General features: G+C 35.9%; 12 protein-coding genes. 5 read left to right on the top strand and 7 right to left on the bottom strand.

Annotated elements, in window-relative coordinates:
• Positions 1-116 precede the first annotated feature (116 nt).
• The gene (locus tag V4D31_RS03845; RefSeq protein WP_353686925.1) at positions 117-1,472 is read left to right on the top strand and encodes a TldD/PmbA family protein; all 1,356 of its coding nucleotides are present in this window, start codon (positions 117-119) and stop codon (positions 1,470-1,472) included.
• A 108-nt stretch (positions 1,473-1,580) separates the two neighbouring features.
• Complete coding sequence (lpxC, locus tag V4D31_RS03840) at positions 1,581-2,459, top strand: UDP-3-O-acyl-N-acetylglucosamine deacetylase (protein ID WP_353686924.1); 879 nt, start codon at positions 1,581-1,583, stop codon at positions 2,457-2,459.
• Here lpxC and opp4C read toward each other — a convergent pair.
• From opp4C to V4D31_RS03820, 4 genes are read right to left on the bottom strand one after another with little or no spacing between them, the layout of a single operon-like run.
• Positions 2,456-3,295, bottom strand: coding sequence for an oligopeptide ABC transporter permease (opp4C, locus tag V4D31_RS03835; RefSeq protein ID WP_353686923.1), 840 nt, complete (start codon positions 3,293-3,295; stop codon positions 2,456-2,458). The two genes, lpxC and opp4C, sit on opposite strands and share 4 nt — an antisense overlap.
• Complete coding sequence (locus V4D31_RS03830; protein WP_353686922.1) at positions 3,288-4,268, bottom strand: ABC transporter permease; 981 nt, start codon at positions 4,266-4,268, stop codon at positions 3,288-3,290. The genes opp4C and V4D31_RS03830 overlap by 8 nt, the downstream gene beginning before the upstream one ends.
• Before the next feature lie 26 nt (positions 4,269-4,294).
• Positions 4,295-4,597 carry a hypothetical protein gene (locus V4D31_RS03825; RefSeq protein ID WP_353686921.1) on the bottom strand — a complete coding sequence of 101 codons (303 nt, stop codon included), beginning with the start codon at positions 4,595-4,597 and terminating at the stop codon, positions 4,295-4,297.
• A 29-nt stretch (positions 4,598-4,626) separates the two neighbouring features.
• A complete protein-coding gene (locus tag V4D31_RS03820; protein ID WP_353686920.1) occupies positions 4,627-5,328 on the bottom strand; it encodes a methyltransferase in 702 nt (233 codons plus the stop codon).
• A gap of 373 nt (positions 5,329-5,701) precedes the next feature.
• Here V4D31_RS03820 and V4D31_RS03815 point away from each other — a divergent pair, with 373 nt between their 5' ends.
• From V4D31_RS03815 to V4D31_RS03805, 3 genes are read left to right on the top strand one after another with little or no spacing between them, the layout of a single operon-like run.
• Entirely contained in the window at positions 5,702-5,968 is a 267-nt protein-coding gene (locus V4D31_RS03815) for a DUF2934 domain-containing protein (RefSeq protein WP_353686919.1), read from the top strand.
• Positions 5,965-6,975 carry an AmmeMemoRadiSam system radical SAM enzyme gene (gene amrS / locus V4D31_RS03810; RefSeq protein WP_353686918.1) on the top strand — a complete coding sequence of 337 codons (1,011 nt, stop codon included), beginning with the start codon at positions 5,965-5,967 and terminating at the stop codon, positions 6,973-6,975. Before V4D31_RS03815 ends, amrS begins: the two co-directional genes overlap by 4 nt.
• 8 nt (positions 6,976-6,983) lie before the next feature.
• The gene (locus V4D31_RS03805) at positions 6,984-7,823 is read left to right on the top strand and encodes a polynucleotide 5'-hydroxyl-kinase (RefSeq protein ID WP_353686917.1); all 840 of its coding nucleotides are present in this window, start codon (positions 6,984-6,986) and stop codon (positions 7,821-7,823) included.
• On the opposite strand, the gene V4D31_RS03800 is transcribed toward V4D31_RS03805, so the two are convergent.
• The 3 genes from V4D31_RS03800 to V4D31_RS03790 are packed head-to-tail and all read right to left on the bottom strand — an operon-like array spanning position 7,820 to position 12,503.
• Entirely contained in the window at positions 7,820-8,302 is a 483-nt protein-coding gene (locus V4D31_RS03800; RefSeq protein WP_353686916.1) for an adenosine-specific kinase, read from the bottom strand. The genes V4D31_RS03805 and V4D31_RS03800 overlap by 4 nt on opposite strands.
• A gap of 29 nt (positions 8,303-8,331) precedes the next feature.
• Entirely contained in the window at positions 8,332-11,415 is a 3,084-nt protein-coding gene (locus V4D31_RS03795; protein ID WP_353686915.1) for an efflux RND transporter permease subunit, read from the bottom strand.
• Positions 11,415-12,503, bottom strand: a complete 1,089-nt coding sequence (locus tag V4D31_RS03790; RefSeq protein ID WP_353686914.1) for an efflux RND transporter periplasmic adaptor subunit — start codon at positions 12,501-12,503, stop codon at positions 11,415-11,417. The genes V4D31_RS03795 and V4D31_RS03790 overlap by 1 nt, the downstream gene beginning before the upstream one ends.
• Positions 12,504-12,627 lie beyond the last annotated feature (124 nt).

Below are 12,627 nucleotides of genomic sequence, written 5' to 3'. Positions count from 1 at the left end.
AAAGAATACCACAACATTTTATCAAAATTCAAACCTTTATATGCTATTATAAGAAATAAAGAGATTCCTTGCAACTTGAGGGTGCTCGGGTTTGAGAAAACTCTAAGGAGGTATTTATGGATTTGTTCAGTGACATATTAAGAAAGTTAAAAGGAGAGTATGTTGATATTTTCCTTGAGGAAAAAATAACAAATCAGCTTCAGATGGAAGAAAATAAAGTTCAAAAATGCTCTTCAGTTTTTGATAAAGGACTGGGAGTAAGAGTAATCAAAGAAGGAAAAACCTTTTATGCCTACACAAATGATTTAACTAAAAATGGTATTGAAGAGTTAATCTCCTCTTTAAAAAGCAAGGATAATGGTAACCATATCAATCTGAAAAAAATTGAACCTTCAATGCAATTTTTTATAAAAATCAATCCAGCAGATGTTGAAATATCACAGAAAATAAATTTTATAAAAAGAGCCAATGAAGTGGCATGGAAAGAAAGTTCAAAAGTCAAACAGGTAAGAGTGTTATATGCTGATTCTTTTCAGAAAATTAAAATAGCCAGTTCAGAAGGAATTTTTTCGGAAGAAAAAAGAATTCAAACGCTTTTTCTGATTCATGTTGTAACCCATGAAAATGGAGTTATTCAAACAGGATATGAAGCAGTAGGAGGATTTAAAGGAATTGAGCTTTTTGAGGAAATTCTACCTGAAGAGATTTCACTTAAGACAACAAAGAGAGCTTTAATGATGCTCAAGGCAAGACGCATACAAGGAGGAAGAATGCCTGTTGTAATTTCCTCTGAAGCAGGTGGAACAATGATACATGAAGCAATAGGACATGGACTTGAAGCAGACCTTGTTCAGGAAGGACTTTCAGTTTACAGTGGCAGAATCGGTCAAAAAATAGCTTCAGAATTAATTACGGTAATTGACGATCCAACTCTTCCCAATATGAGGGGGTCCTATGTTTTTGATGACGAAGGAACGCCTTCACAGAGGACAGTTTTGGTTGAAAATGGAGTTCTCGTTAATTATCTTTATGATAAATACACTGCAATAAAAGAAGGAAAAAAATCCACAGGAAATGGCAGAAGACAGTCTTATGAGCATTATCCAATTCCAAGAATGAGCAATACTTTTATTGCCCCTGGGAAACACTATCCAGAAGAAATAATTCGCTCAGTTGATAAAGGGCTGTTTGTTAAAAAAATGGGTGGTGGGCAGGTTAACACTGTTACTGGAGAGTTTGTTTTTGAAGTTCAAGAGGGTTATCTTATAGAAAAAGGTATAATTGGAGAGCCTGTAAGGGGTGCATTATTGATTGGCACTGGACAGGAGATTCTAAAAAATATTGATATGGTTGGCAATGATCTGGGATTTTCCATTGGCACATGTGGAAAAAACTCTCAGGGAGTTCCTGTTACAGATGGAATGCCAACAGTAAGAATTCCTGAGATAGTTGTTGGTGGACAAGCAAAGTAAATGTTTTATTTTTTCCATAAATGTTTCATTTTTACCACATTAATATCCTGGTTGAACTAATAATTTCAGCAATTTTTTTCTGGCATTTTTTTTGTATATTATTTCTTGATGCCTTTTCAGAAGACTATAAAATCAGAAATTGCATTGTCCGGTGTGGGAATACACACTGGCAAAAGAATTAATATAAGGCTTATTCCTGCCCAAAGGGATACAGGGATAATCTTTTATAGAACAGATAAAGGATTGCAAATTAAAGCAAAACTTCCATTTGTTATTGATACATCTTTTGCAACAACAATAGGAATTGATGGAGTAAAAGTCAGAACTGTTGAGCATCTGCTTGCAACGCTTTATGTTTTTGGAATAACCAATCTTATAATTGAGATAGATGGTTCAGAAATCCCTGTGATGGATGGAAGTGCTCAGGATTTTGTAAAACTCATTATGAAAACAGGCATTGCAAAACAGGGTAAAACAATCCCTACATTAAAAATAACAAAGCCTTGTATTTACGAAGAGTCACGTTCACGGATCGTTGCCAGACCACACAAAGGCTTCAGGATAACCTATAAAATTTTTTATGAACATCCGTTAATTTTAGCACAATCTCTATCCATTGAAATCAATGAACAAAATTTTCTCAAAGAAATAGCACCTGCGAGGACTTTTGGATTTTTAAAGGACATACAGTATCTTCTTCAAAACGGTTTTGCTCGTGGAGGTTCATTGGAAAATGCTCTTGTTCTTGATGAAAAAGGTGTTGTAGGAGGAAAACTCAGATTCAAAGATGAATTTGTAAGACATAAAATTCTTGATGCAATCGGTGATCTGTCTTTATTAGGTTATCCAGTTCAGGGACATTTTATAATTGAAAAGGGTGGACACACTGCTCATATAAACTTCTTAAAACATCTTGTTGAATCAGACTGTTACGAATTAGAAGAAGAACCATATTTTAATTTTTACCTATCAGTTCAAACTATTTAATCCTCAGTCCAATGCTTCGGATCAAGAGCATCTCTTAATGCTTCACCAAGAAGATTAAAGGACAGCACTGTTAAAAATATGGCTAAACCAGGAAACAGGCTCATCCACCATGCAACAGTAATGTAGTCTTTACCAATGCTTAAAATTCCTCCCCAGCTTGGCTCAGGCGGCTGGATTCCAAGTCCAAGAAAGCTTAAACCGCTTTCAATTAATATAGCTCCGCCAACCGAGAAAGTGGCAGCTACAATAACAGGATAGATTGCATTAGGAAGTATATGCTTAAAGATAATTCTGCCAGAGCTTGCACCAATTGCTCTTGCAGCAAGAACAAACTCTCTTTCCTTTAATGACAAAACTTCTGCCCGGACAAGTCTTGCCACATCCATCCATCCTGTAAGCCCTATTACTACCATAATTATGTAAATGCTCGGCTCAAGCACAGCAACAACAGCAAGTATTAAAAAAAGTGTAGGAAAAGCAAGCATTACATCAACAACTCTCATTATCAATGTATCAATCCATCCTCCGTAATATCCTGCAATTGCACCGAGCACTGTTCCAGTAAAAATAGCAATTCCCATTGCAAGAAATCCTACTTTAAGAGAGACTTTTGCACCGTATATTATTCTTGAAAAAACATCCCGTCCAAGCTCATCAGTGCCAAAGAGATGCTCCTTTGATGGTGGTTCAAGAACATGATAAACATTAATTTTGTATGGATCGTATGGGGCAACATGAGAAGCAAAAATTGCAATAAAAAATACAAAAAAAATAAATATCAGACCACCAACTGCCAGTTTATTTCTTAAAATTCGTTTCAGTATCAGCTTAAACATCCCGTTTTACCCTTATTCTTGGATCAATAACAAAATATGCAAGGTCGGCAAGAAGATTGCCAATCAATGTCAATAATGCACCGATCAGCAATATACCCATTATTGTTGGATAATCCCTTGCCATGGCAGAAGAATAAAAAAGCTGTCCCATTCCTGGAATGGAAAAAATGCTTTCAAAAATAACGCTTCCTCCAATAAGTCCTGGAATTGCAAGTCCTAAAAGCGTTACAACTGGCAAAAGAGCATTTCTTAAAGCATGTCTTATCAACACTACTCTTTCAGGCAAGCCCTTTGCTCTTGCTGTCCTTATAAAATCCTGTCTCAGCACTTCAAGCATGCTTGAACGTGTATATCTGGACATTCCAGCAAGTCCTGCAAAGGACATTATTGTAACTGGCAAAATAAGATGTTTTGCCCAGTCAAGGAGTCTTTCATAAAATGGCATTGTTTCAGCTCCGACGCTCTGAATTCCAGAAATGGGAAGCCAACCAAGATTTACACCAAAAACAATCATAGCAAGTAAAGCAATCCAGAAGGTTGGAACAGAAAAGCCTGTAAAAACAAAAACTGTAAGAGCTCTGTCAAAGAGGCTTCCTGGTTTCAAAGCTGAAAAAACTCCAATTGGAATAGAGACCACAAGAATAAAAAGCAGAGAAAGCAAATTAAGGGTGACAGTAATTGGAAGTCTTTCTTTAATTTTCTCTTTAACAGGCCTTCCATCAACAAAACTCTTTCCCAGATCCAGTGTAATAACCATTTTAAGCCAGTTAAGGTATCTTTCATGAAGTGGTTTATCAAGTCCGTAAAGCTTTTTTAGAGCCTCCATTGCCTCAGGAGATGCCTTTGGTAATAGTTCTTCAGTAAAGCTCGCAGGTGAGCCTGGTGCAAGATTTATTACAACAAAACATATAAGAGTGATACCAAAGAGAATCGGTATCATCAGGAAAAATCGCCTGAGTATGTAAAAAAGCATAGACTAAATTTTACAATAAAATGCAGTTATTTGGAAATCCTTAAAACACCCTCTATGTCCACTATTTTCTCTTCCATTGGAATTTCTACCTGAGCTCTTTTTATTGCCTCCTTTACAATCCAGTTTAATCCTCCACAACATGGAACTATCATTCTTAAAACAGTTATGGATTTAATATCATTCAACCTGAAAACCTCTGCAAGTTTTTCGATACATAAACCAGCATCATCAAGCTTGGGACATGCTATTAGCAACTTTCTGTTCTTCAATAAATTTTCGTGAAATCCACTGTCCATTTTTAATTTAATTGATATAATTAATTCTATCACAGGAAATCAGGCAGGATTTATGATGTAAATCATAGTTTGTATATTAATTCCATTTCTTCTGTATATTTTCCATCTTCCCTGTAAATAAAAAGGGGAGGTTCTACTTTAAGAGCCGACTTACCTCCTTTGACTGCTTCTATGAGAACCATTTTTGCCTCTGCATTTATTTTTGAATGAACAAAACGAACCCTTTTTACCTCAAGAGAGTAATTATCCATTATTTTAATAATTTCAGTTAGTCTTTCAGGCAGATGAATCATGTAAAGTCTACCTCTATGTTTTAATGCTCTCTGACTCACCTGGGAGATATCTTTAACCGTAAGACTCAATTCATGCCTTGCCAGAGCCCTTTTTCCCAGAGGACTCATCTTACCTGTTCCTGGTCTTCTGAATGGTGGATTTGAAATTACACAATCATAACCGGAATCATTAAATTCTTTTGCATCAGCACATAGTATTCTGACTCTATCTTCAACATTGTTTAATTTAGAGCTTATACGAGCAAGCACCGCAAGATCTGGCTGAATTTCTATCATTGTAACATAAGCTTCTGGATATTTTTTTGCCAGAATAATTCCAATTATTCCGGTTCCTGCACCAATATCCAAAGCTTTTTTGACCCTTTTTAAATTAACAAAATGAGCGAGAATCAAAGCATCTACACTGAAACGATAACCTTCCTCAGGCTGGCAGATTTTTATGCTTCCTATAGAGTCAATAGTGTATTGCATAGAAAAAATTATAACATAACCTGAAATTGCCTACAGATAAATTAAGCGAATTGTCTCATTTAAAAATCTATCTTTATGAAAAAGCTATAGTTTTTACTAAGATCAAGACCTTATTGAAAAAATGATAATTGTCATGTGGAGCATTGGAGTATAGGCAAAAGGTTTGGATATTTAAGAGAGTTCTTGAGCGACCTGCCCGCCTATTTGGCAGGCCTGTATGCCGTAGCACAGGCAGTAAAATATGATTTTTATGTGAAGCAATAAGTATGAAAATTTAAGGATAGCCAAAAAACTTTTTTGAAAAGTTTGATATAATTTAAAAAAGATGCTTGAGGGATAAATAACTCTTAAAATTTAATTTGGAGGTGTAAAAATGATTGACAGAGAAAGGCTTGAAGAAGAAATAAGGCAGGTTGCCTATGAACTCTATGTTAAAAGCGGATGCATTCCAGGAAGAGATCTTGATAACTGGCTTGAAGCTGAAAAAATTGTTATGGTTAAATACGGACTTATAGGACAAGAGGAAGAGTCTCAAACTGCTGAAGCAGAAAAGGAGGATAAACCTAAAAAAAGAGGCAGAAGAGTTTGTAAGACAGGCTCTGCAACAAAAAAAGGTAAAAGTAGAGGCAAAAAATCATGAAAGAAGCCTTATTTTATGAACAACTCTCTGATGGAAAGGTAAAATGTGGAGCTTGTAATCACCATTGTATAATCTCTCCTCAGGCAAGAGGCATTTGCGGAGTCAGGGAAAACAGAGAGGGCAAACTTTACAGTCTTGTCTATGGAAAAATAATTGCCTATCACATTGATCCCATTGAGAAAAAGCCTCTTTTCCACTTCTATCCAGGTTCTGTATCCTATTCAATTGCTACAGTTGGATGCAATTTCCGCTGTCTTCACTGCCAGAACTATACAATTTCTCAATATCCAAGGCTTTATAAAGATATTCCTGGTGAAGACTTCACACCCGAAGATGTGGTAAAGGAAGCAAGAGCAAGCAGCTGTAAGAGTATTTCCTACACCTATACTGAACCAACTATATTTCTTGAGTTTGCCTATGATTGCATGGTTTTAGCTCATAAGGAAGGAATTAAAAATGTATGGGTAAGCAATGGCTACATGTCAGATGAAGCTTTGAGATTTGTTGCACCCTATCTTGATGCAATAAATGTTGACCTTAAAGGAGACGATGATTTTTATAAAAAAATCTGCGGAGCAAGGCTTGAGCCTGTAATGAAAAATATAAAACTTCTTAAAGAACTTGGAGTATGGGTTGAGGTAACAACCTTGATTATTCCTGAACTCAATGATTCAGAGGAATTTTTAAGAAGTATAGCCCGTTTTCTCGTCTCCATTGATCCTTCAATTCCATGGCATGTAACTCAATTTTATCCAACATATCAGCTCACTGATAAACCAAGAACACCTGTTGAAACATTAAGAAAAGCAAGAAATATTGGTTTTGAAGAAGGACTTAAGTTTGTTTATACTGGAAATGTTCCTGGTGAAGGTGGAGAAAATACTTGCTGCCCTAAATGCAAAAACATTGTAATTGAAAGATTTGGTTATTTTATTTCAAAAATAAATACATTAAACTCAAAATGCATGAATTGTGGCACAGAAATTAACGGAGTTGGACTGCCATAACTACAGGTATGATACCTGAACCTGATTGGGAAGTTGTATTAAAAGAGGCAAAAGAATGTAAAAAAGTTATAGTCATTGGGAGTGTTGATTCTGGAAAATCTACCTTTATAAAATATTTAATAAAAAATCTTAATCTTGAAAAGCCATTAATTTTTATTGACTCTGACATAGGTCAAAGCAGTATCGGTATCCCGACAACCATTGCTCTAAAATATTACAAGAAGGAAGAGGCAACTAAGTTTGAAGAAAAATCTCCTCTTATAGATTTTGATAAAATTTATTTTGTAGGAGCAACAACTCCATCAGTGTGTCCCCAGATATTTTTAGATGAATTTAAAAAAGCTGCTGAGTTCGCTGAACACTTAAATACTACTACATTAATTGACACCACTGGATTAATATCAGCAGAACAAGGAAAACAACTAAAGCTACGAAAAATTGAAATCTTCAAGCCTGATCTGGTTATTGCCTTTAACAAAAATGGAGAGATTGACCACATTATAAATGAAATCAAATCTAAAGTAATAACCCTGAAGCCATCCAGCAGGATTATACCAAGAAATTCTGCCCAGAGAGCAAGCTATAGACTATCTAAATTTAAAAAGTACTTTGAAAAATTAGAAAGTTTTGCTTTGGAAAAAAGACTGCTTAAAAAACAGCAAATAACAGAAAATCTTGAAGGAACAATTTTGGGCATATTTAATTCCGAAGACTGCATTGCCTTAGGAATACTTGAAGAAGTAACAAAAGAAAATGTTATATTTTCATCTCCTCCAATTGACTTAAAAAATGTTACGCACCTTAAAATAGGCTTTGTTAATTTAAAAAATACATTTTTAAGTGATTAAATTTTATAGCCTATTTTTCTAAGAAATCCCTTTCTATGCTCTCTATCTTCAGTTTTTTCTACACCTTTCGGGCTTGCTCCATCAATTACTCCGAGAATTCCTCTACCAAGCTCTGTTTCTGCAACTATTACCTCAAGAGGATTTGCGGTTGCACAATAAATGGTGCATACTTCCTGACACATTTTTATTGCGTTTAAAACACTTATTGGGAAAGCTCCTTTCATAAGAATACAAAATACATGACCTGCTCCTATGTTTTGAAGATTGCGAATGCAAACCTCTCTTAGCTCTTCATCGTTTGCTTCAGAACGGATGAGACATGGGCCTGAGGCTTCTGTAAAGGCAACTGCAAATTTTACATGGGGAATATGGGTTGCAAGAATTTCATAAAGGTCTTCAGCAGTTTTTATAAAATGAGTCTGTCCAAGAATTATGTTGCATCCTTCTGGAATTTCAACTTTTATAGAGTGAAGCTGCATATGCCACCTCCTCTTTTTATGTAATTATATCATATACTTTTTTTCTTGCCAAGCCAGTTCTGAAGCCTATCCATATAAAGATAAAACACGGGTGTAACAAAAAGGGTAAGCATTTGTGAAAAAAGCAAGCCTCCAACAACTGCAAGACCAAGTGGCTGGCGAACCTCACCACCTGCTCCAATTCCAAGCGCAATTGGAAGCGCTCCAAACACTGCTGCAGCAGTTGTCATCATTATTGGACGAAATCTTATAAGACAGGCATTATAAATTGCTTCCTGTGGTTTCATGCCTTCATTTCTCTGAGCATGAAGTGCAAAATCTATCATCATAATTCCATTTTTCTTAACAAGTCCTATAAGCATGATTATTCCAACAAAGGCATAAATGTTTAATTCAACTCCAAAGACAAGCAAAGTAACCAGAGCTCCAAAACTTGCAAAGGGAAGAGCAGAAAGAATTGTAAGTGGATGGATAAAGCTTTCATAAAGTATTCCCAAAACTAAATAGACAACAAATACTGCAACAACAAGCAAAAACCACAGTCCTTGAAAAGACTCTTTAAATGCCTGCGCAGCACCCTGAAAGCTTGTCATTATTGTATCAGGCAGTGTTGCCTTTGCAACTTTCTGAATCTCAGTAACCGCATCACCAAGAGAGACATCTGGCTTAAGATTAAATGATATTGTTACAGAAGGAAGCTGGCCTGTATGATTAACAGTTAATGGACCAATGCTCTGGGATACAGTGGCAACAGAATTAAGTGGAACAAGCTCTCCCTTTGATGAACGAATATAAAGCATTGAAAGTGCTGAAGGGTCTTTCTGATACTCAGGCTTAAGTTCAAGAATAACCTGATACTGATTATTTGGAGCATAAATTGTGGAAATCCATTTGCTTCCGAATGCTGACCATAGAGCATTTTCTATCTGATCTGCTGTAACACCTAAAGACTCTGCTTTAGGCCGATCAATTTCTATATTAATTTGCGGAGTTTTTATCTGCAAATTTGATGAAATATCCTGAATAATTGGAATCTGCTTCATTTTTGCTTCCAGAATTTGAGCATAATAATAAAGCTCCTGAAGATTGCTTCCTGAGAGAGTAAATTGATAAAGAGCTTTTGTAAGAGTCCCTCCTATGCGGATTGTTGGAGGATTTTGAGGATATACTTTAAGCCCTGGGATTGAATTAAGCTTTGCTCTAAGCTGTTCAATTAGTTTATCTACATGGGGTCTTTCTGATGAAGATTTCAAATGCATAAACATTCTTCCATTATTTGGAGCAGGAGATGCAGGAGCAGGTCCCACAGAGATCATAAAATCCTGAACTGATGGTTCTTTTAAAATGATATCTGCCAGCTGTAGCTGATGTCTCACCATCTCGTCAAAGGATATGTCTTCTGATGCTTCAGTAATTACAAAAATCTGACTCTTATCTTCACTGGGAAGAAAACCAGTAGGAATCCTCGTAAAAATGTAAACCGTAAGAAGAAGAATGCCTGTAGAGCCAATCATCATTAATTTATGATGCTTTAATGACCATCTTAAAGCCACTTTATAAACATTAACCATCCACTCAAAACCTTTTTCTAACGCATTATAAAGTCTACCATGTCTTTGATTTTCCACTTTAATGAATCTGCTACACATCATTGGGGTGAGCGTCAGAGAAACTAATCCTGAAATTAAAATTGCAACAGAGATGGTTACAGAAAACTCCTTAAAGAGTCTTCCAATAATTCCACCCATAAAAAGCACAGGAATAAAAACTGCCACAAGTGAAAGAGTCATTGAAAGAATTGTAAACCATATCTCCTTTGAACCATTTAAGGCTGCCTGAAAGGGCTTTTCTCCCTTTTCAACATGCCTTACAATGTTTTCAAGCATAACAATTGCATCGTCAACTAAAAAGCCAATTGAAAGAGTAAGTGCCATAAGAGAGAGATTATCAAGGCTGTATCCGAGAAGATACATAACAGCAAATGTTCCAATTATTGAGATTGGAAGGGCAACAGAAGGAATTACAGTAGCTGAAAGTCTTCTTAAAAAGACAAAAATTACCATTACCACTAAAAAAACAGTAAAAAGCAGAGTAAACTCCACATCTCTTACAGATTCTCTTATTGATTGAGAACGATCATAAAGAAGATTTAAAGAAACACTTGCTGGCATCTGTGCTCTAAGCTCTTCTACTTTCTTCTTTACATCATCAGCCACCTTAACTGTATTCGTTCCAGGCTGTCTGTAAATTGCAAGAACCATTGCTCTCTGAAGTTTTCCTTCACTTCCGTACCATGCAGCGAGTTTATCGTTTTCAACACTGTCAATAGCCTCTCCAATATCCTTAACTCTTACAGGAAAGCCTTCTTTACTTTTTACAATCAGTTCATTATAATGGGAAGCATTCAGAAGCTGTCCTGTTGCCTCAATTGTAAATGCTTGATAATCACCATAAAGTGTGCCTGTAGGAAGCTCAACATTACCCTTTTTTATTGCCTGTTCTACCTCATCAATTCCAATTCCTCTGCTTGCTATTTTCTGTGGTTCTATTCTTACTCTAACAGCATATTTTTGAGCTCCAAATATCTGAACTTGTGCCACTCCATTTACCATTGAAATGTTTTGTGCTAAAAGTGTATCTGCATACTCATGAAGCCTGTAAAGAGGCATTGTAGGAGAAGTAATTGCGAAATAAAGAATTGGCATATCAGCAGGATTAACTTTATTGTAAGTAGGAGGAGTTGGCATGTTTGAGGGAAGATTTTTACTCGCCCTTGCAATTGCTGTTTGGACATCCTGCGCTGCTGCATCTATATCTCTGTTTAGGTCAAACTCAAGAGTTATCTGGGTTAGCCCCTTTGCATTGACAGAGTTCATTGATTTTAATCCTGAAATTGTAGAAAACTCTCTTTCAAGAGGTGTTGCAACTGCTGATGCCATTGTTTCCGGAGAGGCACCTGGCAGCGAAGCTGAAACAAGTATTGTAGGAAAGTCAACATTGGGAAGTTCAGCTATTGGTAGATAACGATATCCCACTACTCCAAAGACAACAATAGCAACCATTAAAAGAGTTGTCATTACTGGGCGTTGGATAAAAAGCTGAGAGAAGTTCATTATTTTTTGATCTCCACTTTTACTCCAGGTGTTAGTCTCAACTGTCCATCAACAACAACAATTTCTCCAGCATTAAGTCCTTTTTCAATTACTACATCATCGCCAAATCTCAACCCAGGGGTAACTTCTCTTATTTCAGCAGTTTTATCCTCTTTAACAACCCATACATACTGACCTTTTTGACCTGTCTGAAGAGCTCTGTATGGAATTACCACTGCATTTTTCTTAACCCCCAAAGTTAAAACAACATTAACAAACTGTCCGGGCCAGAGCATTTTATCTTTATTGGCAAACTCAGCCTTAAGCTTGACTGTTCCTGTTGCTACATCAACAGCATTGTCAATAAAAACAACCTTACCCTGTGCAGTATAGCTGGTATCAGTACCTTTAACAACAACTTCTGTTTTAAGCAATCCCTGAGACATTGCTTTCCTTATTCTTAAAAGCTCTTGTTCTGGAACTGAAAAACGGACAAATATTGGAACAATTTGATTTATTATAGCAATCTGAGTGTCATTTGCCTTTATCATATTTCCTGGATGAACAAGCAATGAACCAATTTTGCCATCAATTGGCGAATAGATATAGCAATAATTAAGTTGCAATCTTGCATTTTCAAGAATTGCCTGGTCTGCTTTTACAGTTGCTTTAAGAGATTCATAAGTTGTTCTTATTTTTTCATACTGTTGTCTTGAAACAAGCTCTTCTTTTACAAGTTCATCATACCTTTCAAGATCAGCACGAGCAAATTCAAGCTGTGCTTTGTCTCTTAAAAGATTTGCCTCAGCCTGTCTCACAGCTTCTTCAAATGGTTTTGGATCAACCACAAAAAGAAGTTGTCCCTTATGGACCTCATCTCCCTCTTTAAAGTTTGCTTTAATAAGCTGTCCTTCAACTCTTGATTTTATTGTAACTGAAGAATAAGCCTCCACATTCCCTATTGCTGTAATCTGAACTGGCACATCTTTAATAATTGCTTGAGAAACAATAACAGGAACTGAAGGCATGTGCTTCTGTTTAGGAGATTTTGAACAGGAAAAAAGAAGAAAAAAACAAAAAATCAATGAAATTATTTTCATTGTATTCATTTTGCCCCCTTAGAATATCAGCATGTAAGCACTTACTAAGATATAAAAAACACAATGATTTTGTCAATGATTTAAAATTTTATACAAACATCTTGTTTTAAGTTTAATGATATTTATAGAATAA

This window comes from Thermodesulfovibrio sp. 3462-1, from assembly GCF_040451425.1.
In the GTDB taxonomy this organism is placed as follows: Bacteria; Nitrospirota; Thermodesulfovibrionia; order Thermodesulfovibrionales; family Thermodesulfovibrionaceae; genus Thermodesulfovibrio; species Thermodesulfovibrio obliviosus.
This window is presented reverse-complemented; position numbering and strand designations above follow the sequence as displayed.

What these genes read in the sequence shown, in the direction of transcription:
- V4D31_RS03845 (WP_353686925.1), top strand. Translation starts at nt 117, where the DNA reads ATGGATTTGTTCAGTGACATATTAAGAAAGTTAAAAGGAGAGTATGTT.
- lpxC (WP_353686924.1), top strand. Translation starts at nt 1,581, where the DNA reads ATGCCTTTTCAGAAGACTATAAAATCAGAAATTGCATTGTCCGGTGTG.
- opp4C (WP_353686923.1), bottom strand. Translation starts at nt 3,295, where the DNA reads ATGTTTAAGCTGATACTGAAACGAATTTTAAGAAATAAACTGGCAGTT.
- V4D31_RS03830 (WP_353686922.1), bottom strand. Translation starts at nt 4,268, where the DNA reads ATGCTTTTTTACATACTCAGGCGATTTTTCCTGATGATACCGATTCTC.
- V4D31_RS03820 (WP_353686920.1), bottom strand. Translation starts at nt 5,328, where the DNA reads ATGCAATACACTATTGACTCTATAGGAAGCATAAAAATCTGCCAGCCT.
- V4D31_RS03815 (WP_353686919.1), top strand. Translation starts at nt 5,702, where the DNA reads ATGATTGACAGAGAAAGGCTTGAAGAAGAAATAAGGCAGGTTGCCTAT.
- amrS (WP_353686918.1), top strand. Translation starts at nt 5,965, where the DNA reads ATGAAAGAAGCCTTATTTTATGAACAACTCTCTGATGGAAAGGTAAAA.
- V4D31_RS03805 (WP_353686917.1), top strand. Translation starts at nt 6,984, where the DNA reads ATGATACCTGAACCTGATTGGGAAGTTGTATTAAAAGAGGCAAAAGAA.
- V4D31_RS03800 (WP_353686916.1), bottom strand. Translation starts at nt 8,302, where the DNA reads ATGCAGCTTCACTCTATAAAAGTTGAAATTCCAGAAGGATGCAACATA.
- V4D31_RS03795 (WP_353686915.1), bottom strand. Translation starts at nt 11,415, where the DNA reads ATGAACTTCTCTCAGCTTTTTATCCAACGCCCAGTAATGACAACTCTT.
- V4D31_RS03790 (WP_353686914.1), bottom strand. Translation starts at nt 12,503, where the DNA reads ATGAATACAATGAAAATAATTTCATTGATTTTTTGTTTTTTTCTTCTT.